The sequence below is a fragment of the Hymenobacter coalescens genome (assembly GCF_054783195.1).
The window spans coordinates 156,946-182,100 of the sequence record NZ_BAAGRA010000019.1 but is presented as its reverse complement, the minus strand read 5'-3'; the positions used below and the strand labels follow the sequence as shown (position 1 = coordinate 182,100).

The window sequence follows — 25,155 nt, the reverse complement described above, 5'->3', positions numbered from 1 at the left end:
CTCATGCTTCGGTCTTAGCTCAGCTTGACCCGCGGGTCGAGCACGGCGTAGAGCACGTCCACGGCGATGTTGATGACCACGAACAGAAAGGCCACGAACAGCGTGGCGCCCATCACCACCGGAAAATCCAGGTTTTCGACGGCCCGCAGGGTAACCGTGCCCAGGCCCTTCCAGTTGAATATGTACTCGATAAAGAAGGCGCCGGCCATCAGCGAGGCCAGCCAGCCCGACACGGCCGTCACCACCGGATTCAGCGCGTTCTGCAGGGCGTGGTGCCACACCGTGCGGCCCTTGGAGAGGCCCTTGGCGCGGGCCGTGCGCACGAAATCCTGGGAAAGCACGTCGAGCATGGAGCTGCGTGTGAGCTGCACGATGACGGCCAGCGGCCGCACACCCAGCGCAAAGGCCGGCAGCAGCAGGTTGCGCCACACCACGTGCGACTCGGCCGTAAACGGGTCGGTTTCGAACAGCTGCCCCGTCAGGTTCAGGCCCGTCCAGTGGCTCCAGTAGAAACCGAACGTCATGGCAATGAGAATGCCCGCCACGAACGAGGGCACCGAAATGCCGAGCACCGACACGGTCATCAGCACCCGGTCCAGCCAGGTGTGCGCCCGCAGCGCCGCCACGATGCCGAAGCCGATGCCGAGCACCGCCGCCAGCAGCATGGCCGCCAGGGCCAGCCACAGGGTGCCGTCGAAGTGGTCGAGCAAAATGTCGAGCACGTCCTTGTTTGACTGAAACGAGCGCCGCAGGTAGGGCTTCTTCAGCACCAGGGCCTTGTCGCTGCCCAGCGGCAGCACGGTCAGGCCGCCGTAGCGGGCCACGCCGGCCGAGTCGCGCGGGTGCACGCCCACCGGCGATACGTCGTTCAGGTAGCCGGCCAGCTGCGCGGGCACGGGCTGGTCCAGGCCGAGGTCGGCGGCAATGGCGGCGCGGGTGGCCACGTCGCTGCGCTGCCCGGCCAGCAGGGCCACCGGGTCGCCGGGCAGCACCTGAAACAGCAGGAATACCGTGAGGGCTACGCCGGCCAGGATCAGCACGCCGTGCAGCAGGCGGCGCAGGATGAAAAGAAGCATTCGTCAGTTATCAGTTGCGGGTTGCCAGTTGTTAGTTCGTTCCGACAGCCGCTTTTGCTCTGACACCTCGCAACGGACAACTGCCAACTCTCTTACAGCAATTCCTCCAACTTGGCGCGGCTGGGAATGTCGTGGTAGTGGAATTTGCCCTTCACCACGCCGTCCTTGAGCAGCAGAAAGCCGGGGTTGGAGCGGATCATCGACTTGAGCACCGTCGCATCGGCGAAGTAGTACTTGCCGGGCAGGTTCACCTCGTGGCGGAACACGTCGAACTCGGTGGGCGAGCTGCTGGTGATGGTCATGGGCGTAATCTGCTTCTTCGACGAGTCGGCGCCGGCTAGCGTCAGGTTGATCTGGTCGAACCGGTCCCGGTCGGCCTTGTCGGTGTTCTGAATGATGAGCAGCAGCTTGTTGCCGGTGAGCACCTCCTTGGTCATTTCCTCCTGCTCGGCGCCCCACACCCGGAAGTCGGTGATTTTCGGGCCGTCCTCGGGGTTTAGCGCCACCATCTGCTTGAACTTCCAGAGCGTGTCGGTGGGGTACTCGGTGAATTCCTGCGTCGCGCCGTTCTTCTCCATGATGTACTTGTAGCGCAGCGGCGCCGAGGGCTGCATGAGCTTGCCGATGTCGTTGCCCACCTTGTAAGGCAGGAAATCGAAGTAGGGCAGGTGCCCCAGCGCGTACACGCCGATGCCCACGGCCACGGCCAGCGCAAACGTCACGTACATGGTGCCCAAAGTGCCCTTGGCAAACACGCGGCGCAGGTAGCGCTGGTTGAAGAACACCACCACCCAGAGGCCGAGCAGAAACAGGTCTTTGAAGAAGGATTGCCAGGGCTTCAGCTTGATGAAGTCGCCGAAGCAGCCGCAGTCGGTGACCTTGTTGAAAGCGGCCGAGTAGAACGTCAGGAAGGTAAAAAACACCAGCAGCACCAGCAGGGACCAGAGCGTGGTGCGCAGGTTCCAGCGCAGCAGCAAGGCCACGCCCAGCACCACTTCCAGCGAGCTGAGCGTGATGCTCAGCGTGCGGGCCATGTTCTTGAAGTAGAGGAAAAACGAGCCGAAATCAACGGCAAACACCTCGAAGTATTCTTCCAGCTTGTAAGCCGTGCCGATGGGGTCGTTGAGCTTAATCAGCCCTGAGAAGATAAACAACGCGCCGAGCAGCAGCCAGCAGAGTCGGACGAACGTGCGCATGACGTGGGACGGCTGGCGGCCAGCCGTCATGGCCGTGGAAGCAGGTGCGGTGGAAGTGGACATAGTACAAAGTAAGCGGCTGGCTAACGGCCGGGCAACGCGGATTGTTCGGGGCAGAGGAGAAATACAGCAGCGAGCAAGCAGCACGCCCCGACAGCAGCTGCAAGAAGTCCGCGAGACCGTTCAGCAAACAGCGGCGTGAGCCCAAAGGCCGTCATGTCGAGACATGACGTTCGGCTGATTTTCTTCAACCCCTAAACCCAACCTCGCCCCTACCCCGCCTCCTGCGCGGCGCCGCGCAGAATCAGCGCGAACACCGCGTAGTTGAGCATGTCGCGGTAGTTGGCCTCCACCCCTTCCGAGGCCAGGGTGCGGCCGTGCAGGTCCTCGATCTGCTTGGTGCGGTGCAGCTTCATCAGGATGATGTCGGTGATGCTGGATACGCGCATCTGCCGCCAGGCCTCGCCGTAGTCGTGGTTTTTGGCGAACAGCAGGCGGCGGTTCTGTTCCACCTGCTCGTCGTAGGCCTGGGCCACGGCGGCCGGGTCCAGGTCGAGCGGGGCGTCGGCGGGCAGGCCCAGCTGCATCAGGGCAATGACGCAGTAGTTCACGATGGCCACGAACTCGTCGTCGATGGGGTCCTGTACCAACTGCTGGCCCTTTTCCTGGATGGAGCGGATGCGCTGCGCCTTGATGTAAATCTGGTCGGTGATGCTGGGCAGGCGCAGGATGCGCCAGGCCGTACCGTAGTCGTGCGTCTTGGCCAGAAACAGCGCCCGGCACTGCGCAATCACCCGGTCGTATTGCCGCGGGGTTTGGTCGTTCAACGTGAAAAAGCTATTTTTAAGACAGTGCTTGGTGCTTCGTGCCTAGTGCCTAGGCCGTTGCCATTTCAGCCACTTGATGGCTGCGCTGGTTTCGCGGCTCCCTAAGCACCAAGCACCGGACGCCAAGCTCGAATTTCCATGACTGGTCTGGTTGCGCAAGATACGCTATTTCGGGGGCGGCAAACGCTGCGTTGCCCCGGCGGCTACGTGCTCGACCTGAGCCGCCCGCGCGTGATGGGCATCCTGAACGTGACGCCCGATTCCTTCTTCGCCGGCTCGCGTACGGCGGCCGAAACCGACTTGCTGCAGCGCGCCGAGCAGATGCTCGCGGCCGGCGCAGCCGTGCTCGACGTGGGCGGCTACTCCTCCCGCCCCGGGGCCGACGACATCACGCCCGACGAGGAGCTGCGCCGCGTGCTGCCCGCCGTGGAGGTCCTGCGCAAGCGCTTCCCGGAGGTATTTTTGTCGGTCGATACGTTCCGGGCGGCGGTGGCCGAACAGGCCGTGCAGGCCGGGGCCAACATGATCAACGACATCGGTGGGGGCCTGCTCGACGAGGCCATGTTCCCCACCGTGGCGCGCCTGCGGGTGCCCTACATCCTGATGCACATGCGCGGCACGCCGCAAACCATGACCCAGCTGGCCCACTACGACGAGGACCTGCTGCTGGAGCTCACGCGCTACTTCCGCGACCGGCTCGCGGCCCTGCGCGCCCTCTGGCCCGCCGCCGACGTGGTGCTCGACCCCGGCATTGGCTTTGCCAAGACGCCGCAGCAGGGCTACGAGTTGTTGCGGCGCCTGCCGGAGCTGCGCACCGTGTTGGACTTGCCACTTTTGGTAGGACTTTCCCGTAAGACCCTCGTCTGGAAACCCCTGGGCCTCACGCCCGACGACGCCCTGCCCGGCACCATCGCCCTGAATACCCTGGCCGTGCTCGGCGGGGCCGCCCTCGTGCGCGTGCACGACGTGGCCGAAGCCGAGCAGACCATCCGCCTACTCGAAAACACGCTTAGCACCTGAGACTTAATTACCGCTCCCATGTTTAACCCCGTCGCCATCGGCTTCCTGCGCATCGGCTGGATCGACGTCGTCGACGTGGTGCTGGTAACCATCCTGTTTTACCAGATCTATAAGCTGCTCACCGGCTCGGTGGCGCTGCGCATCTTCCTGGGCTTCCTGTCCATTTACCTGGTGTACCTGGTGGTGAAGGCCGCTGGCATGGAGCTGCTGACCATGATTCTGGGGCAGTTTATGTCGGTGGGCGTGCTGGCGGGCATCATCCTGTTTCAGCAGGAAATCCGCCGCTTCCTGCTCAACATCGGCAAGGTGACGGCCCTGGAGCGCATGCGCATGTTCTCCTGGCGCCGCGAGACGCCGCAGCAGCGCATGTCGGTGACGCCCTTCGTGGAGGCAGCCAAGAGCCTGGCGGGAAAGAGCACCGGCGCGCTCATCGCCTTTCAGCAGGCCTCGGACCTAAAGTTTTACGCCGAATCGGGCGACCTGCTCGACGCGGCCGTGAGCAAGCGCCTGCTCATGAGCATCTTCAACAAGACTTCACCCCTGCACGACGGGGCCGTCATCATTGCCGGAGGCCGCATCAAGGCCGCGCGCTGCATCCTGCCGGTCAGCGAAAACCCCGACGTTCCCGCATCCATGGGCCTGCGCCACCGCGCCGCCATCGGCCTGACGGAAGTAACCGACGCGGTGGTGCTGGTGGTGAGCGAGGAAACCGGGCAGATGTCGCTGGTGCGCGGCGGCGAAGTGCTGCGCAACCTTTCCTCGGCCGATCTGCGCGGCAAGCTCAACGAGTTCCTCTTCGACGCGCAGCCCCGGCCGGCCGCTTCGTCGTCCTCGGCCCGCTCGGCCGCGGAGGTGGCAGCGTAAGGCTGCCCCGCCCCTTACCGATACAGCAGGTACTTCTTACGCATCTGCTTGTACTGGCTCAGGCCCGGCTCCCAGGAGGCACGAATCTGCTGGGCGGTCTGGCCCGCTTCGATCTGCTTTTTGAAGTCGGCGGTGCCGGCCAGCTTGTCGATGCTGCCGATTTCCTTGCTCTGGGTTTTGTCGAAGAACTTCGCCTTGTCGGGGTAGGCCTGGTAGAGCGTAATCATCCAGGCCAGGTTGATGCGGCCGGTTTTGCGCAGCTCCCGCACGTCGTACTGACGCAAGTCCAGCCCGTAGCACGCCTGGTTCATGTGCAGCGGCGTTTCGCTCATGCCCGGGATGCTGACGGGGGTGAAGGAGAAGCGGTACTGGCCCTGCAGCGCCGGGGCGCCGAGCACGGTGAAGGGAAACTGCGTACCGCGGCCGAGGTTGAGCACCGTGCCCTCAAACAGGCAGGTGGACGGGTACAGCAGGATGCTCTGCTGGGTGTTCAGGTTGGGCGAAGGCTTCACCGGCAGCACGTACTCCAGGTCGTGCCGGTAGTTTTTCACCGGAATGATCTTGAGCCGGCAGGTTCGGCCCTCGGGCAGCCACTTTTGGCCGTTCACCATCTGGGCAAATTCCGCAATGGTCAGGCCGTGCGCGATAGGAATGGGAAACTGCCCGATGCCCGATTTCAGCTGCATATCCAGCACCGGGCCGTCCACCAGGTAGCCGTTCGGGTTGGGCCGGTCCAGCAGCAGCAGTTCCTTGCCGTGCTCGGCGCAGGCGTCCATCACGTCGCGCAGCACATTGATGTAGGTGTAAAACCGGCAGCCCACGTCCTGCACGTCGAAGATCATCACGTCCACGTCGGCCAGATCGGTGGCGGAGGGCTTGCGCTTCGGGCCGTACAGGGAAATAACCGGGATGCCCGTGGCCGGGTCCTTTTCGTCGGTGACTTTCACGCCCGCGCTGGCGTTGCCCCGGAAGCCGTGCTCCGGCCCGAAGATGCGCACGATGTTGATGCCCCGGGCCGCGAGACTGTCCACCAGGTGCCGCTTGCCGATGATGGTGGTGGGGTTGGCCAGGATGGCCACGCGCTTGCCCTTGAGGTAGCTCACGTAGGCCTCGGTCTGGTCGGCGCCATTGACGATGTTGCTGGCTGCCGGGGCCGGGGGCGCTGTGGGCGGCTCGGCGGGCCTCACCAGGGTAAGGTAGGCCGAGGCCACGCCGCCGACCAAGAGCAAGGGCAGTACAAAAGGCAGTTTCATGGCACCAAAGGAAGTTGGGTGAAAGAAAAGACGCCTTGGAAGGTAGCTTTTATCCCCGAGGGCCGGATAGAGCCGGCGGCGCTCGGCCAGGGCCTTTACGCGTGCACCAGCTCGGCGGCCCGTGGTTGCGGCCAGTGGGCCATGTCCACGCCCTTCACCACCAGCCACAGCGCCAGCGAGGTTTCTGCCACGAGCGGGGGCAGCATGATGAAGGGAAAAAGTAGCCCGGCCACGCTCGGGGCCGCAATCAGCGCGCAGCTGTTGACGATGTAGCACAGGCCGGCCACCAGCATCAGCCAGCCCAGCAGCCGGGGCAGGTATTGCGCGCGCACCATCAGGTAGCCCCAACCCAGGCAGGTAAAGCCGAAAAACAGCAGGCCGATGCCAAAGCCGAAGCTGTGCGCCTCGATGAACAGGTACGCCAGGCTCTGCCGCTGCGCCGGCTCCAGGCCCCGCAGGTAAAGCGCGTCGTCCAGCAGAAACGTGGGTATCAGCAGGTTCAGCTTGTTCAGGGCCAGCACCGCCGTCTGAATCACGTTGAAGATCAGGGCCATCAGCGCCACGCCCCGGCCCTGGGGCCTGAGCAGCGAGTAGAGCACGAACATCACCCCGACGTCGAGCACGTGCATCAGCAGGTCGCCGGCAATGCCCGCCCGCCACAGCCCTGCCGACTTGGTGAGGCGCTGCGCCGTGGCGGCCGCGTCGCCCGGCACCACCAGGGTACCGCGCACCAAGGCTTCCCCCAGCAGCCCGGCGGCAATGATGATCAGGTAAGCCAAGCCCCCCAGCCGGGCATACTTCGTGGGCGAAAAAGCCGGCGCTTCGTCAGACATATAGCGTTTTATATATTTTCTAAATGTATTGATTATAACCTGACTTGCCCCATCTGCCACTAGCAAATGTCCTGGACAGACGCTTTCGAACCCTGCCCCCTACCTGTTGCGCCCGCCGCGCCGGGTAGGCTACGCCCCCGACAAAACACCGCGGCCCGCCGATGTTTCGGCGGGCCGCAGGTTTACAGTTAGGGCTCGGCTTACGCTCACGGGGTGTTCTGCACCACCTGGCCGGCTTCGGGCTGCTGGGCCTCGGGCGCTTTGATAGTCCCCAGCTCGCGGCCGACTTCGATAAAAGCCTGGATGGCTTTGTCGATGTGGGCACGGGTGTGGGCGGCGCTGAGCTGCACGCGGATGCGGGCCTGGCCTTTGGGCACCACCGGGAAGTAGAAGCCCACTACGTAAATGCCCTTGTCGAGCATTTTGGCGGCGAATTCCTGGGCCAGCTTGGCGTCGTAGAGCATGACCGGCACGATGGGATGCTCGCCGGGCTTGATGTCGAAGCCGGCGGCGGTCATCTGCTGGCGGAAATACTTGGTGTTTTCCTCCAGCCGGTCGCGCAGCTCGGTGCTTTCCGTCAGCAGGTCGAGCACGCGGATGCTGGCGCCCACGATGGCCGGGGCCAGCGTGTTGGAGAACAGGTAGGGGCGGCTGCGCTGGCGCAGCATGTCGATGATTTCCTTGCGGCCCGAGGTGAAGCCGCCCATGGCGCCGCCCAGGGCCTTGCCCAGCGTGCCGGTGATGATGTCGACGCGGCCCATCACGTTGCGGTACTCGTGGGTGCCGCGGCCGGTTTTGCCGAGGAAGCCCATGGAGTGGCACTCGTCGATCATGACCAGCGCCTCGTACTTATCGGCCAGGTCGCAGATCTTGTCGAGCTGAGCGATGGTACCGTCCATAGAGAACGAGCCATCCGTCACGATGATGCGGTGGCGGGTGCCCTTGGCGGTGGCGTCCTGGAGCTGCTTTTCCAGGTCGGCCAGGTCGTTGTGGTTGTAGCGGTAGCGCTGGGCCTTGCACAGGCGCACGCCGTCGATGATGCTGGCGTGGTTCAGCGCGTCGCTGATGATGGCGTCCTGCTCGTTGAACAGGGGCTCGAACACCCCGCCGTTGGCGTCGAAGGCGGCGGCGTAGAGGATGGTGTCTTCGGTGCCCAGAAACTCGGCCAGCTTGCGCTCCAGCTCCTTGTGAATGTCCTGGGTGCCGCAGATAAAGCGCACCGACGACATGCCGTAGCCGTGGGTATCGATGGCTTCCTTGGCCGCCTTGATGACCTCGGGATGCGAGGAAAGGCCCAGGTAGTTGTTGGCGCAGAAGTTCAGCACCTCGCCGGCCTCGTCGGTTTCGATTTCGGCGCCCTGGGGCGAGGTGATGATGCGCTCCTTTTTATAAAGGCCGGCTTCCTTGATTTCGGCCAGCTGCTGCTGGAGGTCGGGCTGAAGGGTGGTGTACATCGGATTGGGGTCTTGAGGAATCGGTAGGCGAAGGTACGGCCGCCGCGCGGGTTGGCAGGCGGCAGCCGTAATCAAAGCTACGCCCTGGCGGGCAATGATTCTCCATCCCGCCGGGCACCGTCCGCAGTGGGGTCGGCCAGCCGACAAACGTCATGTTTTCGAACCAGCCCGGCCTCTACCTTCACTTCCCAACCGGTAGCCGCGGGGCTGCCCAACAGCTTACGCAGATGAAACACTGGGTAAAACTAGCCGGAACCGTGGTAGCCGGCCTGGCGGGCGCGGCGGCCGTGTGCGCCGCCTACTGGAACCGCAGCACCGCCCGCGCCGTGGCCCAGCTGCGGGCCGCGCCGGGCCCGGCGGCCACTTACTCGCCCGAGCAGCTCAGCGGCCTGCCCGCCCCGGTGGCGCGCTACCTGCACTTTGCCCTCACGCCCGGCCAGCCGCTGATTCGCAGCGCGCGCGTGCAGGAAAAGGGCGAGTTTCGCACGGGTCCTGCCCGGCCCTGGAGCCCATTCACGGCCGAGCACCATGTACGAACCGGGCCGCCGGGCTTCGTGTGGGACGCGAGCATCCGCATGTTACCGGTGCTGCCGGTGCGCATCCGCGACTCCTACCTGGCCGGCGTCGGGGCCATGCAGGGCCGGTGGGCGGGGTTGGTTCCGGTAGTCGATGAACGCGGACGGCCTGAGCTCAACGCCGGCGCCCTCATGCGCTACCTGGCCGAGGCGCCGTGGTACCCCACGGCCCTGCTGCCCGGGCAGGGCGTGGTGTGGAGCGCCCTGGATGAGCGCTCGGCCCTGGCCACCCTTACCGACGGGGCCACCACCGTGGCGCTGGAGTTTCACTTCGGCCCGCAGGGCGAGGTCACGCGCGTCTACACCCCCAGCCGCTTCCGCGACGTGAATGGCCGCGGCGTGCCCACGCCCTGGGGCGGCAGCTTCCGCGACTACGCCCGCATCGGCGGCATGACGCTGCCGCAGGAGGGCGAAGTCAGCTGGTTTTTGCCGGAAGGCAAGTTTACCTACTGGCGCGCGCGGCTACGCTTCGGGTACTAAGCGGATCGGCGGTGGGCACCGGCAAGGCAAATGTGCTGGCTGGCGCGTGGCCGCTGGCTACTTGTTGAGCAAGGTGTTGACCACGTAGTCCAGGCTGGCTTCGGGAGCCACTTTCACATCGGGGGCTACGCCTACCAGGTCCAGCCGCTTGCCGTCGGCGGTGTAGTAATCGGCGGTGGGCACGCGCAGCACGAAGGGCGCGGGCAAATCGAACCGGTCGCCGCTGAGCATGGCGCCGGCGGTGTTTTCGCCCACCACCACCGCGCGCTGGTTGTGCTGGTAGCTGTACACCAGCGGCTCGCAGGCGCTGGCCGTCTCTTTATTGACCAGCAGGTACACCTTGCCCTGGAACGCCTGTGGGTCGGGCGGGGCAATCAGCGAGAGGCCCGGGGCCTGGTGCATGGCTTCCTGAATGCCCGCGTAGCTGGCTTCGGAAAACGGCTGCAGGCGCTGGTACTGGGCGGGCGTGGGCGGCACCGGGGAGTGCGCAAACCAGCGGCGCGTGACGATGGCGCCCAAGTACACCGTGTCGGGCGAGAGGTAGCGGGCCAGGGGCATCACCGCCTCGATGGAACCGCCCTGGTTGTCGCGCAGGTCGATGATCAGGTGCTGGTAGGGCTTGGCTTTGAGCAGGTTTACCACGCTGTCCATTTCCGCGCGGGTGCCGCCAAAGGAGCGCACCTGCAGGTAGGCCGTTTGCGGCGACAGCGCCCGCAGCGCCACGTTGCCCGCCGGGCCGGCCGTGGTGGCCGTGGAGGTGTTGCTCCGCGCAGCCGGGGCCACGGCCGTGCGCCGCACCGAGAGGTCGAAGTGGCTGAAGGGCAGGCGGGCCGCGCCGAGCGCAAACACGGTTTTGAGCTGGTAATCGTCCAGAATGGTGCGGCGCTGGCGGCGCAGCTGCTGCTTAAACGCCAGCCACGGCGCCTGCTGCAGCAGGTGGGGGTTGTAGATTTGGCGCTCCGTGGTCTGAATGGCGGAATCGATGATTGCCGCATAGTTCCGCAGCGGCTGTTTCTGGCTCAGGCGGCGGCCCTGCAATGCCGTGCCGGCCTTGCCTTCGGCGAAGATGCGGCCCCGAAAGACCCCGCGGTGAATGGTGGCGCGGAACTGCCGCTGGCTGTGCACCGACTGGTAGTGGCCCTCCAGCACCAGACTGTCGCCGCTGCGGCGCGCCTGCCCCGTCATGTAAATCAGGCTGCCGTGAATGGTTTTATTAGCCAGATGGTCTTTGTCGGCCGCTGCTTCCTGGGCATACGGCTTCAGGGCCCCTGGCTGGGAGCAGAGGCGAAACGCGCCGCGGTGTAGCTGGAGCGTCCAGAGGTTCAAATCGCCCGAGGCGGTGTTGACCACCTGCCAGTGCGACTCGGCCGGCAGGGCCTGGGCGGGGGCGGCGACCGGGGCGGCCCCGAGGACCAATAGGGAAAGGAAGGCTGCTTTGTTCATGGTGCTTCGCGAAAAGGAATGAGGGGTTAAGGCGGCTGCATCATCGGAGGTACTGCGGGGCGGAACGCCGGCCGCAGGCCCTCGACATGCCGCCAGACTTCGCTGGCCGCCAACCCGTTGCCTGACCACATGTATATGTGAGGCCCGGCGGCCAACCCCGCGGGGGCAGATGCTTCACGGCCGGCCCTGCCTGCGGAGCTAGCCGGGCGGCCCGGGGCCGGAACGGCCTGCGTATACTTGCGCACCGCCCACCGCTTCCTGCCGTTCCCCATGCGCCTGCCCCTACCCAGCCACCTGCTCCGCCTGGCCCTTCCGCTGCTCTTGCCTGCCACGGTCCAGGCCCAGAGCCAGCCCGCCTTTACGCCACAGGTGCGCGAGTTCATTCGCACCGACGCGCCGCTCATTGCCCTCACCGACGCCAAAGTCATCGACGGCACCGGCCGGCCGGCGCAGTTGCACCAAACCGTGCTGCTGCGCGGCGGGCGCATCGAGCAGGTGGGGCCCGTGAAGAAGGTGAAGGTGCCCAAGGACGCGCAGGTGATTAACTGCGCCGGCAAGACGCTGATTCCGGGCCTGGTGATGCTGCACGAGCACCTGTACTACACCATGCCCACGGGCCAGTACTTCAACATCGCGCAGATGCCCTACTCCTTTCCGCGGCTGTACCTGGCGGGCGGGGCCACCACCATCCGCACCGCCGGCAGCATCGAGCCGCAGACCGACCTGGCCATCCGGCGCATGGTCGCGGAGGGCAAGCTCATCGGGCCCGACATCGACGTGACGGCGCCCTACATGGAGGAGCCGGGCCTGGATATTCCGGCCCTGAACACCATCAACGGCCCCGCGGACGCGGCCCGAGCCACCAATTTCTGGGCCGACAAGGGCTGCACCTCCTTCAAGATGTACATGCACGCCACCCGCGCCGACCTCGCGGCCGTAGTGCAGGAGGCCCACCGGCGCCAGCTCAAAGTCACCGGCCACCTCTGCGCCGTCAGCTACCGCGAGGCCGCCGAGCTGGGCATCGACAACTTGGAGCACGGCTTCCTGGCCAGCTCCGACTTCGCCGCCGGCAAGCAGGCCGACAATTGCGACTACCCCGCCGCCCGCCGAGGCCTGCTGGCCTTGCCCGCCAACGCGCCCGAAATGCAGAGCCTAATCGGCTTCCTCATCAGCAAGAAAGTAGCGCTGACTTCTACGCTGCCTGTGTTCGAGCCCTACACCGGCCGCGAGGTGGTGCTGGGCGGCGGCCTGGAGGCGCTGATTCCGCAGCTGCAAGAGCGCGAAACCAAAACCTGGCAGCAAAACCAGCGCAAGGACTCGGCCAGCACGGCCCTGTTTAAAAAGGAAATGGGCTGGGAAAAGCAGTTCCACGACGCGGGCGGGCTGCTGGTGGCCGGCACCGACCCGACGGGCGCGGGCCGCACCATTGCCGGCTACGCCAACCGCCGGCAGGTGGAGCTGCTGGTGGAAGCGGGCTTCACGCCGGTGCAGGCCATCCGCATCAGCTCCCTGAACGGGGCCATCTACCTCGGGCGCGAGCAGGAAATCGGCTCCATCGAAGCCGGCAAGCAGGCCGATCTGGTGCTCATCGACGGCGACCCGGAGCAGGACATCCAGCAGCTGCGGCGCATGGAAATCGTGTTCAAGCGCGGCGTGGGCTTCGACTCCCGCAAGATTTTCGAGTCGGTGAAGGGCAAGGTGGGCCTGAACTAAGCTCCGCCGCCACCTACTGGCCGGCGGCGCGCGGCCGGCAGTGAACTTAACCTTACGCCCGAACTGTCGGTATTGTCACAGCTCGACCGTAAACGGCGCGGCTAGCCGGCCGGTTTGCCGCCGAATTCCCTCCTTTGCACGATGTACGCTCCCCTGCAGCAAATTTTAGATACCCCGCTTGCCTCGCTGGCCATTGTCGGCAACCTGATCATCATCGAAAGCCTCTTGTCGGTGGATAACGCGGCGGTGCTGGCCACCATGGTCGGCGACCTGCCCAAGGAGCAGCGCCAGAAGGCCCTGCGCTACGGCATCATCGGCGCCTACGTCTTCCGTGGGCTCTGCATTCTGTTCGCCTCCTTCCTCATCGAGTTCTGGTTTCTGAAGCCCCTCGGCGGCCTTTACCTGCTCTACCTGGCCTATGACCAGTTCCGCCCCAAATCCCGCGGCGGCGGCGACGACGAGGCCGGCGGCCCCGACAAGGAGCAAAGCTGGCTGTACCGGCACACGCTGGGCCTGTTCGGGCAGTTCTGGGCCACGGTGGCGCTGATTGAGCTCATGGACCTGGCCTTTTCCATCGACAACGTGTTTGCCGTCGTCGCCTTCACCGACAACATCATCCTCATCTGCCTGGGCGTGTTCATCGGCATCCTGGCCATGCGGCTGGTGGCGCAGGCCTTCGTGCTGCTGATGGCCAAATACCCCTTTCTCGAAACCTCGGCTTTCCTGGTCATCGGCGTGCTGGGCCTGAAGCTGCTGCTTTCATTGGTGGAGCACTTCTTTCCGGCCTCGGGCTTCAGCCGCTTCCTCGGCAGCCACGCCGCCGACGCGGGCCTGACGGTGCTGACGGTGCTCATGTTCGTGGGGCCGCTGGCCACGTCGCTGCTCTTCAACGTGCCGCGCCACCAGCGCCTGCCCGAGCGCTAAGCCGCCTTCCCGTCTAACTGAAACTGAAAAGCCCGGCCAATGCGGCCGGGCTTTTTCGTGGACTTATCCACACGGTTTTTCACCCGTGGGGGCCCTAGGCCACGGCGACGCGGCGCGGCGCCTTTTTGGCTTTGTTGAGCCGGCCCCACCACACCAGCGTCCCCGTTACGGGCAGGCTGGCAGCCAGCAGGCTGCCGAGAAAGGCCACCACCTTGCCGCCCGGCCCCAGCAGCTGGCCCACGTGCAGGTCGTAGTTCATGTCGGCGAACTTGGTGCCGTTGCTCTTGCGGCTGTGCGGAATGAACTGCAGCACCTCGCCCGACACGGGGTGGAAGCCGTACTCATCGCGCAGGTAGTAGTGCAGCGTCTTGCCGTAGGCCCAGCAGTACACCGGGTCCTTGCCCGTCCCGACGGGCCCCATCAGCACCATTTCGGCCTGGGGCGAGCGGCGGCGCACCGTGCGGTAAATAACGTCGGGCAGGGGCTGCCGGGCGGCGGGCACCGTGTGCAGGGTATCCACTTTGGCCGCCATCTTATCCTGCGGGTACCGCCGCCCGCCGTTGATGGCGAAGATGGTCGAGTCGAGCATCCAGGGGAAAATCATGAACAGGCCGGTGAGGGCCAGCAGCAGCGCGATGCTGGCCACGTAAAAGCCCAGCACGTTGTGCAGGTCGTAGTTGACGCGTCGCCACCGCGCGCCCCACTTGATGGTGAAGCGCTGCTTCCGCTCCTGCTTGCGCTTGGGCCACCACAGCACGATGCCGGTGCCCAACATCACCACGAAAATGCTGATGCTTCCGCCTATCACCCACTTGGCCACCGCTTCGGGCAGCAGCAGGTGCATGTGTATTTCCTGGATGATGGTGAAAAAGTGCGTCCGCAAGTCCAGCTCGTGCAGCACCCGGCCGGTGTAGGGGTTCAGGTACACCAGCAGGGGCGCGCCGGTCTTGTCCACGAAGTACACCGTGGCCGAGCGTTCGGGCCCGAAGTAGGTGGTCCAGCAGTCCTTGGCGGCCACGCCGGGGTGCGCGGCCAGCGCCGCCGCCTGCAGCTGCGAGGGCAGCACCATGGCCGTGGTCTGCACCGGCACCTTGCGCCAGGGCTCGGTCAGGTCGCGGATGTCGTCCTGAAAAGTGAAGATGGCCCCGGTCAGACTCACGATAAACACGACCAGCCCGGACGTCAGTCCGAGCCAGAGGTGAATTTTGCCGATGGCTTGTTTGAAGCGCGTCATTGGCCAAGCAGTAAAGAAAAAGGTACAAAGCCCGTCGGCAGCGCCGCTGGGGGCGCCGGTCCGAGGTCAGCAGCGGCCACCGTTCACTCACTACTTCGCCGCCGCTGCCCCCGAAACCGCCGCCCCCGGCGGCGCTGCCGGTGCGGCCTAGAACTTGTAGCTGATGCTGCCGATGATGCTGCGCAGCTTCTGCGGGTTCATGGTGGTGTAGCCGGTCCAGTACTGCTGGTCGGTGAGGTTGTCCACCTTGGCTGCGAGGCGAAACTTGGGCTGGTCGTAGAAGATGCTGGCGTTGAGCACCGTGTAGCTGGGCAGCGTAAACACGTTGGTGGCCGTGTTCTGAATGCGGTTCTCGCTGGCGTAGTTGCCGCCGAAACCCGCCCCCAGGCCGCGCAGCGCGCCCTCGGGCTGCCGGTAGCTTACCCAGGCGTTGGCCAGGTAGGGCGAGGAAGCGGTGTTGGGCCGGCGGCCGTTGATGTCCTCGGTGGCTTTTTCAAACTTGGAGTCGTTGTAGGCAAAGCCGGCCACCACGTTCAGGCCCGTCACGGGGTTGGCCGTCAGGTTGAGCTCCACGCCGCGGCTGAGCTGGGCGCCGTCCTGGGTTTGCAGGTTGAGCCCCTGCACCGTCTGCTGATTCAGCGGCAGGGTGCGCAGCATGTCTTTCACCTTGATGTCGTAGTAGCTCACGGTGGCGCTGACGCGGCCCTCGGCGGCATCCAGCTTCACGCCGGCCTCCCACTGATTGGCCTGCTCCTGCTTGGCCGTCACCGAGGCGCCGCCCAGCCCGAAGTAGTTGCCGTCGGTGGGGTTTTTAAAGCTGTTCTGGTAGTTGGCGAAGAAAGCCACCCGGTCTTTTACCGGCTGAAACACCACCCCGAACTTCGGCGACAGGGTTGTTTGCTTGTACGGCGCGTTGGCCGAGTAGTAAATGCCGCCTTTGTTGTCGTAGTGGTCGAGGCGCAGGGCGGCCAGCACGCTCAGGTTGTCGGTCAGGTTCAGCACGTCCGAGGCGAAGGCGCTGTACGTGTTGGACTTGGTAACGACCAGGTAGTGCGCCGGGGGCGTGGTGGCGTAGGCGGCGGCCACGCGGGTGCCGTTGAAGTCGCGGTAGCTGCCGGCACCCCGCGTGAGCGGCACCGCGTCGATGACGCCACCCAGAAAGTCCTGGTTGGAGTCGAAGCGCAGGAAGTCCAGGCCCAGCACCACGCGGTTGCGCAGGCTGCCGATCTGAAAGTCGCCGTTGAAGAGCTGCTGCACCTCCCACACCTGCCGGCGGCTGTTCTGCGTCGATTGGTCGGCGCGCGCCAGGGTCAGCGAGTTGACGGTGTTATCAGTGCCCGGAATCAAGTAGAAATAGGGCCCGTTGCCGTTGGAGTAGCTGTGGCTGCTGGTCAGGTAGGTGGTGGTGGTGAAGCTGGGCGAAATGCGGTACTGCACCTGCCCAAACAGGTTGGTGCTGCGCGAGTCCTGAATCAGCCCCGGCCCCTGGTACGACTGCCGGTAGTCCAGCGGCAGCTTGTCGGCACGGTCGGCGCCCAGCTGGGCCGAGGGGAAGTAGAAGAAAATCATCTGCCGGCCCGTGCCCGACGCCTTGTGAATTTCGGCGTCGAGGTTGACGGTCAGCTTGTCGGAAGGGCGCCACTGCAGGCTGGGCGCCACGGCCAGGTTCTTGTTGAAGCCGGCGTAGCCCCGGTTCTGGAAGTTGTCCTCGTAGGTGTAGGCCGTGTTCAGGCGGAAAGCCAGCGTCTTCGGCTCGTCGGCCGGCGCGTTCTGGTCCACCAGGTTCACGTCGGCACTCACGCGGTGAAAGCCGTAGGAGCCGGCGGCCACGGCCACTTCGCCCTGGAAGGTGTCGATCGGCTTTTTGGTCACGCGGTTGAGCAGGCCGCCGTACGAGGTCAGCGCCGAGCCGAACAGCGTGCCCGAGGGCCCTTTGATGACCTCCAGCTTTTCCAGGTTCACCGCGTCGATGTCGCCGGTCACGTTGCCGGCCACGCCGTTGCGCAGCTGGCTCGATACCACGAAGCCCCGCGAGGCGTAGTAGGCGCCCCCGTCGCCGCTGCGGCCGGTGGCTTCCCACATTTTCTGCAGGCCCGGCACGTTGCGCGTCGCATCGTCGGCCGTAAACACCAGCTGCTCGGTCAGCAGCTCCTTGCCCACCGTGGCGTACACCTGCGGGTTTTCGAGGTTGGTGAGCGGCATCTTGTTCACGTCCACCGACTCGCGGCGCACGAACTTATTGATGCGGTTGCCCTGCACCGTCACCTCGCGCAGCTGCTGGGCGTTTTCGGCCAGCACGAAGTCCACCGGCCCGGCCTGCCCGCCGCTGACCGTCACTTGCTGCTCGGCCGTTTTCAGCCCTACGGCCGACACCACCACCGTGTACTGCCCGTCGCGTACGCGCTCAATCACGAACTGGCCCCGGCTGTTGGTGATGGCGCCCTGGGAGCGGCCCTTCAGGCCCACCGTGACGGCTTCGGCGGGTGAGCCGTCCTGGGTGGTAACGGTGCCTCGGATGGCGGCGGCTTGCTGGGCCCAAGCGGGCGACGCAGCGGCCGAAAAAACGGCAGTTAGGCCAAATAGATAAGATGAGTTCATGCGGCAGCTTTATTTGGAATAATTCCAAAGAACACCCAAAGCAAAGCCCTAGCCTCCGATTAGTAAAACCCAAACGCCACTTTATGATAAAGTTGACACAATTGATTAGAATTATTCTAAATAAAATCGTTTGCAGTGGCTGCTTGCCCGCCAACCGGACGAGGCTTGCTCCCGGACATCGCCGCTTCGTTATGCTGTCTGCACCGCCGGCCAACTCTTGGGCACACCACCGCTTGCCGCGCCGCGGCCGGGGCTAGGCCCCGAAACCTTTTTGTCTCCCTGATCCTTCCCGCATGGCCCGCCGCGGCGAAAACCATCCAACCGTTACCGCCTTCTGGCTGTGGACTGGCCTTCCCAGGAGCGTTTGCAGGTAGCTCACCCAGCGCCGCCTGCCGCAGGGTAAGCCCTTATCAAAGCCGCCTAGCCGGCCGATAAAACGCCAAGCGCCCCTCCGGCCGTCTGCCGGAGGGGCGCTTGGTCATGGGTCAGCTTCTCGGAAGCTGGCGCATTCGAGCCGCTCGCCGTGCATGGTTACCACACCTGATTCCCATGCATGTTGCCGCATTTGACGAGGGCTACGAGTCCTTTTACGCAGCCCCTGGGCCGGTAGCGGTGCTATAAATGCGGTTTTCAGCCTGGAAAATTGCGGATTTTGCACTACGTAGTTACCGCCGTACCTGCGCCCGCTGCACGAAGGCCTGCACGCCGGCCCGGCCGCTGTCCATGAGCTGCTTCTTCTCCGCGTCGGACATGCGCTTGATCTTCGGGCTGAACCCGGCCGTGTTGATGCTGATGGTGCGGCTCCAGTCGCAGGCCTGGGTGGGGTTCAGGTTTTCCTCCGTCAGGTTGTAGAGCGCCCCGATGTAGGACGGGAAGTCGTGGATTGCGTAAGGGGCCAGGGCCTGCCGGCCGCTGGCGAGGGTGTCCAGCGCAATCTGCTCCGGCCGGTCGACGCGCAGGCCCAGCGTTTCGGGGTTGAACACGTTGCCGCGGGCATCGGGCGGCGCCGGGGGCAGGCCAGCGGGCAGGTAGCGCGGCTTGTCGAACAGGTCGACGGGGTAGTTGGCTAGCATCCCGCCGTCGACCATCACCTGCACGGGCTGGCCCTTGGCGGGCTTGCCGCGGATGACGTTGTTCTGCTCGTCCAGGAGCACGGCGCGGAAGTACAGCGGGATGCTCATGGAAATGCGCACCGCGTCGGCCACGCGCATCTGCGGGTGGGTTTCGTAGCTGAGCACCTGCACGCGCTGCAGCGTAACATTGGTGCCGGTGGTGTACAGGTCGCGGAAGCGGCCGGGCTGCTGCTGGGCCAGCTGGTGCAGCTGCAGCAGCGTGAGGTCGGGCTGGCCGGTTTTGCGGGCCACCAGCCGGGCCAGGTGCTCGGCCAGCGCGTCGCCGCGGTACCAGCCGTACTGCTTCATCATGCGGTGCGAGCCGCCGAAGAACATGAAGCGGCCGTCGTTGAAGCGCTGAATGGGCGTGTTGTTGACTTCCTGCACGATTTCGGCCGGCGAAAAGCCCACGGCCAGCAGGGCGGCCTGAATGGCCCCGGCCGAGGTGCCGCCCACCCGCTCGATGCCGCGCAGGATGCCCTGCCGGTCGAGCTCTTCGAGGGCGCCGCCGTAGGCAATGCCGCGGATGCCGCCGCCTTCCATCACCAGGTTGCGGTACGTAACGGGCGCGGCCGTCTGGGCCCGCGCGGCCGGCGCCGCGGCCACCGCGAGCAGCAGGCCCCCGAGCAGTCCCCAACGGCGGCAGCGCGCCCCCGCTTCGCGTATCGTGTTGTGCATCATACCCCAAAGATAACCGTACAGGCCTCGGCAGTTGCACCGCCCGCCGGGAAGTTCCGCGGCGCCAAACCCGGTATCTTTGCCGCGGGCCGTTCCGGCCCGTTGCACAATCCTGCCCTGACCTGCATTCCCCCACCCTTTCCCCGCTTTAGTATGAGCACAACCGGCACAGGCGACACGATTCTGGTAATCGGCGCCGGCGGACAACTGGGCTTCGAGCTCACCCACGAACTGCGCCAGCTGTACGGCGCCGCCAACGTCATTGCGGCCGACGTGCGCCTGCCCAAGCACCCCGAGCTGGCCCAGGCCGGCCCCTTCGAGCAGCTCGACGTGCTCGACCGCGCCCGCCTCGGGGAGGTGATGCAGCGCTACAAGCCCAAGCAGATTTACCACCTGGCCGCCCTGCTCTCGGCCACGGCCGAAAAGAACCCCGAGTTTGGCTGGCAGCTGAACATGGACGGCCTCTTCAACGTGCTCAACGCCGCCGTGGAGCACGGCACCGGCCGCGTATACTGGCCCTCGAGCATCGCCGTGTTCGGGCCCAACACCCCGCGCGACAATACCCCGCAGTACACCGTGATGGACCCCGGCACGGTGTACGGCATCAGCAAGCAGGCCGGCGAGCTGTGGCTCGACTGGTACTTCCGCCGCCACGGCCTCGACGTGCGCAGCCTGCGCTACCCTGGCCTGATCGGCTACAAGTCGCTGCCCGGCGGCGGCACCACCGATTACGCCGTCGACATCTACCACCACGCCGTGCACGGGCTGCCCTACGAGTGCTTTCTGCAGCCCGACACGTATCTGCCGATGATGTACATGCCCGACGCGCTCAAGGCCACGCTGGACCTGATGCACGCCCCGGCCGAGCAGATCAAGATCCGCACCTCCTACAACCTGGGCGCGATGAGCTTCTCGCCGGCCGAAATTACCGGCAGCATTCAGCAGCACCTGCCCGGCTTCCAGGTAAGCTACCGCCCCGACTCGCGCCAACAGATTGCCGACTCCTGGCCAAAGAGCATCGACGACTCGGCCGCCCGCCAGGACTGGGGCTGGCAGCCGCAGTTCGACCTGCACCGCATGACCGCCGACATGCTCCAGCACCTGCAGGCCGAGCCGCAGTACCTGGCCCCGCTGGCCGCCGCAGCGAAGTAAGCCCCCGATGGTGCCACGACCCGAAAGTCGTGGCACCACTGCTTTTAGGTGCCCGGCAAGTACGGGGCGCCCGCTCCGGGGTAAACGTAGTGGCGCCACGCGTATCCGGGCTGCCGGCCGGTGCGTATCGCAAGCACCACGCTCCGCATACGCCCATGATTGTCAATTACACCGCCGCCGGCTGGCAACTCATCTACCAGCAGGCGCACGCCCTGCTCGCGGCCCAGCTGCTGCACCAGTGGCCCGCCTTTCTGCCCCTCGACCGGTGGGTGGGCCTGCTGGCCGCCGCTGCCCAGCACGACGACGGGCAGCGCCGCTGGGACGGCCGCTACGCCCTGACGCCCGCCGGCGCTCCGGCCGACTTTACCACCAAGGAATTTTCGCCGGAGCAGGCGGCCGAGGTGATGCGGCAGGCGCGCTTTCAGGGACGCTGGCGCAGCCTGCTCACCAGCATGCACCTGAGCTTTCTGTACGAGGAGCTGCGTGGGCAAAGTAAGCCCCTCGATGCCTTCCTCGACGAGCAGCGCCAGTGCCAGCAGCGCTGGCGGCGCGAGCTGAAGCTGAAAAAGGACGAAGCCCAGCGCGCCTACGCCCTGCTGCAGTGGTGCGACCGGCTCAGCCTGATTTTGTGCCGCCACGAGCTGCCCGAAATGGAGCGGGCCCTGGAAATCAGCCAGGGCCCCGACGGCCGCCGCTACGACGTGCGCCAGGCCGCCGACAAAGCGGTGCAGGTAAACCCCTGGCCCTTCGCGGCGGCCGAGTTTACCGTGTCGGTGGAAGCGGCGGCGGTGCGCCAGCTGCAGTTCCGCCACGACGAGGAGCTGAGCGCCGCCATCAAGGCCGCGCCCGTCGAAACCCTGCAGTGGACGCTGCGCCGCTGAAGCCCGACGCCAACACCGTTTGCCGGCTGCCCGTAGTACCGCTGAAACTATTCCTGCCCGCACGGGCCCGTACCCATGGCTTCTTCGTTCAGCTTTGCTTCCCTGCCGTCGTTGGTGAGCAATACGTTTGCCCAATTCAACGAGAACAACTCCCTGCGTCTGGCCGCGGCATTGTCCTACAACGCGGTGCTCTCGCTGCCACCGCTGCTGCTTATCGTGGTGGTGACGGCCGGTGCGCTGTTTGGCGAGGAGGCGGTGCAGGGCCGCCTGTTCGGGCAGCTCAACGACATGGTGGGCGCCAACTCGGCCAAGGTCATCCAGGATTCCATTGCCTCCATTCACCAGCAGCAGCAGGGTGGTATTTCGGCAGCGCTGGGCATTGGCACGCTTATTTTCACGGCCACCACGTTTTTCGTTACGCTGCAGGAATGCCTCAACAGTATCTGGAACCTACGCGTGAAAACGTCGAACAACGTGGGCGCGGTGCAGCAGTTCATCCGCGACCGGGTCATGTCCTTTGGGCTGATCCTGAGCATCGCCTTGCTGCTGCTGATTTCCTTCGTCATCAGCGCCACGCTCAGCTTTTTCACCGATTACCTGCAGAAGCTGCTGCCCGACCTGGCCGTGTTCTTTATCCGCTTGGTCGATTTTGTGCTGTCATTTGGCGTCACCACGGTGCTGTTCGCGCTGATTTACCGCTTCCTGCCCGACGCCATCATCCGCTGGCGCGACGTGTGGGTGGGTGCGCTGGTAACGGCGGGGCTGTTTGTGGCTGGCAAATACCTGCTCACTTTTTACATCGGCACTTCCAATCCGGGCTCGGCCTTCGGCGCGGCCGGCTCCATCATTGTGCTGCTGGTCTGGATCTACTATTCCTCGCTGATTATCTTCTTCGGCGCCGAGCTCACCCAGCAGTACGCCGACTGCTACGGCGCGCACGTGCAGCCCAAGGCCCACGCCGTGCGCATCGAGGTGCGCGAGGTGCCGCCAGGCGAAAGCGAGGAAGAACAAAAGACCGGTCGGCCCCACGCCGAGGGCCGCTGGCGCAGCTAACCCGGCCCGCCTCCGGCAACATGTATGATTGTGGCGGGAAAAAATTAGCTTGAGGCACATTTCCCGCCCCATGCGCTATTCCTACCGGCTGCTGTTACCGCTGCTCCTTTACCCGCTGCTGTCGGCACGGGCCCAGTCCGTTGCGCCCACCGATACCGCGCGGCTGCTGACCATCCACCCGGCCGTGGGCCCGGTTATCGACGGCCGCGAAAAGGCCGCGTACGGCCTGTTTCCCTACTATTCGGCCGACAACTTCCAGGAAGCCCGCTTTTACCGCGCCCTGCGCCCCGACAGCGCCTTAACGCTGCACACGCTGCTGCGCGACGGCCGCACGGCCCTGCGGCCCTTCAGCCCTCCCGAGCTGGAAGCCGTGCGCGGCCGCATCACTGAGGCGGTGGGCGGAGCGCGCCCCACTTCCCCTGCCGATTCGGTGGGCCGCACGTACCGCGTAACGTTGCGCTCGGGCACCTCCTTCGTGGGCGTGCTGCGGGCCCGCCGCCCACAGGAGCTGGAGTTCGACACCCCCGACCTGGGCCGCGTGGTGACGCCCCTGGCCACCATCACGGCTATGGAGGTGGTAGATACGGCCCGCCGCCCGCGCTGGGAGTACGTGGGCAACGGGCACCGCCTGTTTTTTGCCCCGACGGCCCGCAACCTGCGCCGCGGCGAAGGCTACGTGCAGGACATCTGGATATTCCTGGTGGGCGCCAATTACGGCGTCACCGACAACTTTTCGGTGGGGGTGCTGGCCTCGGCCATTCCGGGCCTGCCCCTGCACAACCAGGCCCTGTCCATCACGCCCAAGCTGAGCTTTCCGGTGACGCCCCGGCTCAGCGTCGGAGCCGGCGCCCTGTACGCCCGCATTCCCGGCGCAGGCTCCTACGACCGGGCCCTGGGCGCCGGCGTGGTGTACGGGCTGACTACCTACGGCAGCGCCAACCACAACCTGACCCTGGGCCTGGGCTACGGCCTGACGGGCACCGACGGCTTCGGGCAGGCTCCGGTGGTGATGATTGGCGGCACCACGCGCGTAAGCCGGCGCGTGTCGCTGGCGTCGGAAAACTACCTGCTCAGCAACGTAGGCTTCGGCGGGCTGTACGGCGTGCGCCTGCACTGGCCGCGCGTGACCTTCAACATCGCCTCCGGCTACCTGGCGCCGGTGGATAGCGAGGTGTTATTCGGCTACCTCTACCCGCTGTACCTCGACGTGTCGCTTCGCTTCGGCCGCATCAAATCGGCGGCGAAATAAAGCCGGGCGCGTACCAATCCGCGCCGGCGGGCGTTGCGTTAGGTAATAATCCGCCGCTGCCCACTATGAAACTCCGCGTCCTGTTGACTTTGCTGGCCGGCCTGGCGGCCTGCTCCCCCGACCAGGACGTGGCCACGCCCGACCCGGGCGCCGCCACCTACCGCGTCACCTTCGAGGCGACGTGGAGCGCGGCCTCGCACCCGCAGGCCTACCCCGCCGGCGCGCATTTTTCGCCCTTCATCGGCCTGTCGCACACGCCCGAGGCGCGGCTGTTCGTGCCCGGTACGCTGGCTAGCCAGGGCATCCGCGACATGGCCGAGCTGGGCCACAACGGCGCCCTGCGCACCGAGCTGCTGGCCATGCAGCGCGCCGGCGCCGCCCTGGCCGTGCTCGATAACCCGACAGCCTTCAACTCGCCGGGCCGGGTGGCAGACACCATTCGTGTTGACGGGCAGCACCCGGCCGTGTCGCTGGTGAGCATGGTGGCCCCCAGCCCCGACTGGTTTGTGGCCCTATCCGCCCAGCGCCTGCTCGGCGACGACGGGCAGTGGCAGGCCCACCTCATCGTGCCCGCCCAGGCCTACGACGCCGGCACCGACAGCGGCTCGGACTTCACCTCGCCCAACCAGCCTACCGTGCCCGCGCAGCCCATCGACCGCATCGGCAGCGGGCCGCTGGCGCCGGGCGGCACGGCCGCGCCGCTGGGCACCTTTCACCTGGAACGCATCCGCTAAGGCAGGCTCACGCCACTCTGCCGCCGCTGCCTTATCTTGCGGGGATGAAGCTATTCTACTCCCTCGTATTTCTTTGCCTGTTTGCCGCTACTACCGGCTGGGCAGCTGCCCCGGTAGCCGCCGGCGACACCGCAACGGGCCACACCCGGGCGGTGCGCATCCTGTCGGCCGCGCTCTGCGCCAAAATCGTTCAGGCGGGCGAGCAGCGCCCCTTGGCCGACCTCTCGGGGGCCGAAAGCAAAGCGCTGCTGACGCAACTGATGACCGAAACCATGGGCGAGCATATGGAGATGCTCACGCCGATGTTTGCCGAGCGCAAGAAAAACCAGGCCGCCAGCGAAGCCCTCGGCCGGGATATGGTGCTGCGCCTGGCCCGGGAGTGCTCGGCGGCGCAGGGCCTGGTAATGCGCATGGGCATTGCGGAAGTGAAGGACAAGCCCGTCGTCAACGACAACGAAAAAGCGGTGCTGAGCCTTATCACGACTGATATCTGCCAGCGCCTGGAGAAGAAGAACGCCGAGCATCCGCTGGACAAGATGACCAAGGCCGAACGTGAAAGCACCTTCGCGACGGCCATGCAGGGCGCCATACTCGCGCACATGGAGGACCTCGCTAATACCTACGGGCTAAAGTCGATTCAAAAGCAATCCGAGATGGAGCGGGTCGGCAAGAAAATTGGCTTTATGATGGCCGAACAATGCTCCAACTACCTGTTGATGCTGGGGCTGGACAGCGTCTCCAAGTAGGGCGACAACCCAACATCAACCCGGCCCCGAAACCTGTGAGCCCCGAACGACAACGGCCCG

21 protein-coding genes are annotated in these 25,155 nt (G+C 65.5%); 11 read left to right on the top strand and 10 right to left on the bottom strand.

The features are described 5' to 3' along the window. Positions 1 to 14 precede the first annotated feature (14 nt). From ACYVKQ_RS17255 to ACYVKQ_RS17245, 3 genes are all read right to left on the bottom strand, one after another. Positions 15 to 1,076, bottom strand: coding sequence for an ABC transporter permease (locus ACYVKQ_RS17255; protein WP_460676595.1), 1,062 nt, complete (start codon positions 1,074 to 1,076; stop codon positions 15 to 17). Between the two features lie 92 nt (positions 1,077 to 1,168). Then, positions 1,169 to 2,335, bottom strand: a complete 1,167-nt coding sequence (locus ACYVKQ_RS17250) for a BT_3928 family protein (protein WP_460676594.1) — start codon at positions 2,333 to 2,335, stop codon at positions 1,169 to 1,171. Between the two features lie 209 nt (positions 2,336 to 2,544). Next, entirely contained in the window at positions 2,545 to 3,099 is a 555-nt protein-coding gene (locus ACYVKQ_RS17245) for a DUF1599 domain-containing protein (RefSeq protein ID WP_460676593.1), read from the bottom strand. A gap of 138 nt (positions 3,100 to 3,237) precedes the next feature. On the opposite strand from ACYVKQ_RS17245, the gene folP reads away from it, so the two are divergent. Together folP and cdaA are read left to right on the top strand one after the other, a co-directional pair. After that, positions 3,238 to 4,119, top strand: coding sequence for a dihydropteroate synthase (folP, locus tag ACYVKQ_RS17240; protein ID WP_460676592.1), 882 nt, complete (start codon positions 3,238 to 3,240; stop codon positions 4,117 to 4,119). A gap of 18 nt (positions 4,120 to 4,137) precedes the next feature. Then, entirely contained in the window at positions 4,138 to 4,983 is an 846-nt protein-coding gene (cdaA, locus tag ACYVKQ_RS17235) for a diadenylate cyclase CdaA (protein WP_460676591.1), read from the top strand. 14 nt (positions 4,984 to 4,997) lie between these two features. Here the strand turns inward: cdaA and ACYVKQ_RS17230 are convergent, their stop codons facing one another. The 3 genes from ACYVKQ_RS17230 to kbl form a co-directional block, all read right to left on the bottom strand. After that, positions 4,998 to 6,236: an exo-beta-N-acetylmuramidase NamZ family protein gene (locus ACYVKQ_RS17230; protein WP_460676590.1), complete on the bottom strand. Its 1,239-nt coding sequence runs from the start codon at positions 6,234 to 6,236 to the stop codon at positions 4,998 to 5,000. A gap of 95 nt (positions 6,237 to 6,331) precedes the next feature. Beyond that, a complete protein-coding gene (locus tag ACYVKQ_RS17225; protein ID WP_460676589.1) occupies positions 6,332 to 7,069 on the bottom strand; it encodes a DUF4386 domain-containing protein in 738 nt (245 codons plus the stop codon). A 206-nt stretch (positions 7,070 to 7,275) separates the two neighbouring features. Then, positions 7,276 to 8,523: a glycine C-acetyltransferase gene (gene kbl / locus ACYVKQ_RS17220; RefSeq protein ID WP_460676588.1), complete on the bottom strand. Its 1,248-nt coding sequence runs from the start codon at positions 8,521 to 8,523 to the stop codon at positions 7,276 to 7,278. 227 nt (positions 8,524 to 8,750) lie between these two features. On the opposite strand from kbl, the gene ACYVKQ_RS17215 reads away from it, so the two are divergent. Next, a complete protein-coding gene (locus ACYVKQ_RS17215) occupies positions 8,751 to 9,578 on the top strand; it encodes a DUF6920 family protein (protein WP_460676587.1) in 828 nt (275 codons plus the stop codon). A 57-nt stretch (positions 9,579 to 9,635) separates the two neighbouring features. Here ACYVKQ_RS17215 and ACYVKQ_RS17210 read toward each other — a convergent pair whose 3' ends face one another. After that, positions 9,636 to 11,021, bottom strand: a complete 1,386-nt coding sequence (locus ACYVKQ_RS17210) for a S41 family peptidase (RefSeq protein WP_460676586.1) — start codon at positions 11,019 to 11,021, stop codon at positions 9,636 to 9,638. Positions 11,022 to 11,291: 270 nt separating this feature from the next. Here ACYVKQ_RS17210 and ACYVKQ_RS17205 point away from each other — a divergent pair, with 270 nt between their 5' ends. Together ACYVKQ_RS17205 and ACYVKQ_RS17200 are read left to right on the top strand one after the other, a co-directional pair. Further along, entirely contained in the window at positions 11,292 to 12,734 is a 1,443-nt protein-coding gene (locus ACYVKQ_RS17205; RefSeq protein WP_460676585.1) for an amidohydrolase family protein, read from the top strand. A gap of 141 nt (positions 12,735 to 12,875) precedes the next feature. Continuing rightward, entirely contained in the window at positions 12,876 to 13,658 is a 783-nt protein-coding gene (locus tag ACYVKQ_RS17200; protein ID WP_460676584.1) for a DUF475 domain-containing protein, read from the top strand. Between the two features lie 94 nt (positions 13,659 to 13,752). Here the strand turns inward: ACYVKQ_RS17200 and ACYVKQ_RS17195 are convergent, their stop codons facing one another. The 3 genes from ACYVKQ_RS17195 to ACYVKQ_RS17185 all read right to left on the bottom strand — a co-directional run bounded on the left by ACYVKQ_RS17195 (position 13,753) and on the right by ACYVKQ_RS17185 (position 19,280). Beyond that, entirely contained in the window at positions 13,753 to 14,892 is a 1,140-nt protein-coding gene (locus ACYVKQ_RS17195; protein ID WP_460676583.1) for a PepSY-associated TM helix domain-containing protein, read from the bottom strand. A gap of 147 nt (positions 14,893 to 15,039) precedes the next feature. Then, a complete protein-coding gene (locus ACYVKQ_RS17190; RefSeq protein ID WP_460676582.1) occupies positions 15,040 to 17,490 on the bottom strand; it encodes a TonB-dependent receptor domain-containing protein in 2,451 nt (816 codons plus the stop codon). 665 nt (positions 17,491 to 18,155) lie between these two features. Next, the gene (locus tag ACYVKQ_RS17185) at positions 18,156 to 19,280 is read right to left on the bottom strand and encodes a patatin-like phospholipase family protein (protein WP_460676581.1); all 1,125 of its coding nucleotides are present in this window, start codon (positions 19,278 to 19,280) and stop codon (positions 18,156 to 18,158) included. A 153-nt stretch (positions 19,281 to 19,433) separates the two neighbouring features. Between ACYVKQ_RS17185 and ACYVKQ_RS17180 the strand changes: the two genes are divergently transcribed. The 6 genes from ACYVKQ_RS17180 (at position 19,434) to ACYVKQ_RS17155 (ending at position 25,095) form a co-directional block, all read left to right on the top strand. Continuing rightward, positions 19,434 to 20,432 carry an NAD-dependent epimerase/dehydratase family protein gene (locus ACYVKQ_RS17180; protein WP_460676580.1) on the top strand — a complete coding sequence of 333 codons (999 nt, stop codon included), beginning with the start codon at positions 19,434 to 19,436 and terminating at the stop codon, positions 20,430 to 20,432. A 155-nt stretch (positions 20,433 to 20,587) separates the two neighbouring features. Beyond that, on the top strand, positions 20,588 to 21,313 hold the full coding sequence (locus tag ACYVKQ_RS17175) for a DUF3891 family protein (RefSeq protein WP_460676579.1): 726 nt from the start codon (positions 20,588 to 20,590) through the stop codon (positions 21,311 to 21,313). 75 nt (positions 21,314 to 21,388) lie between these two features. Further along, on the top strand, positions 21,389 to 22,366 hold the full coding sequence (locus ACYVKQ_RS17170; RefSeq protein ID WP_460676578.1) for a YihY/virulence factor BrkB family protein: 978 nt from the start codon (positions 21,389 to 21,391) through the stop codon (positions 22,364 to 22,366). Between the two features lie 70 nt (positions 22,367 to 22,436). Next, complete coding sequence (locus tag ACYVKQ_RS17165; RefSeq protein WP_460676577.1) at positions 22,437 to 23,615, top strand: hypothetical protein; 1,179 nt, start codon at positions 22,437 to 22,439, stop codon at positions 23,613 to 23,615. Positions 23,616 to 23,680: 65 nt separating this feature from the next. Further along, the gene (locus ACYVKQ_RS17160) at positions 23,681 to 24,349 is read left to right on the top strand and encodes a spondin domain-containing protein (RefSeq protein WP_460676576.1); all 669 of its coding nucleotides are present in this window, start codon (positions 23,681 to 23,683) and stop codon (positions 24,347 to 24,349) included. A 44-nt stretch (positions 24,350 to 24,393) separates the two neighbouring features. Beyond that, a complete protein-coding gene (locus ACYVKQ_RS17155; protein WP_460676575.1) occupies positions 24,394 to 25,095 on the top strand; it encodes a hypothetical protein in 702 nt (233 codons plus the stop codon). Positions 25,096 to 25,155: the final 60 nt, after the last annotated feature.